Annotated in this window: 1 protein-coding gene; it reads left to right on the top strand. The window is 75.6% G+C overall.

The features are described 5' to 3' along the window. Positions 1-250 (top strand): IclR family transcriptional regulator (locus tag GEV06_29340; GenBank protein MPZ21940.1); only part of this gene is annotated, 250 nt, incomplete at its 5' end. Between the last annotated feature and the right edge of the window lie 259 nt (positions 251-509).

Below are 509 nucleotides of genomic sequence, written 5' to 3'. Positions count from 1 at the left end.
CGAGATCGAGCGGGTACGCGCGCGCGGCTGGGCCGACGCGGAGGGCGAGATGGAAGACGGCCTGAACGGCGCGGCCGCGCCAGTGCGCGACCACCAGGGCGCGTGCGTGGCCGCGCTGAGCGTCTCCGCACCGGAGTACCGACTGCCCAGACAGAAGCTGGCCGCCCTCGGCGAGCGGGTGCGTGCGGCCGCCGACCGGATCAGTGCCCAGCTCGGCCACCTGCCGGCCGGTCCCGGCGGCACCGGCTGACCGCCGCGGCCGCGGGCCGGGTCACGGCCGCGGCGAGCGCGCTCGCCGGTCAGAGGTGCAGGACGACGTTGCCGTCGTCCACCGTGACCGGGTAGGTACGGGCGCGCACGCGGGGGTCGACGAGCGCGACGCCGGTCGCGATCTCGAACTCCCAGCCGTGCCAGGCGCAGCGGAGGAGCTCGCCGTCCCTGCCGTAGGTGAAGCTGTGCTCGTCGGTGAGCAGCGTGGTGCCGGTGACCGGTCCCTCGCACAACGAACC

This window comes from Luteitalea sp. (assembly GCA_009377605.1).
In the GTDB taxonomy this organism is placed as follows: domain Bacteria; phylum Acidobacteriota; class Vicinamibacteria; order Vicinamibacterales; family Vicinamibacteraceae; genus WHTT01.
Note: the sequence above shows the minus strand (reverse complement) of the source record. Positions and strands in the feature narration are given on the sequence as shown.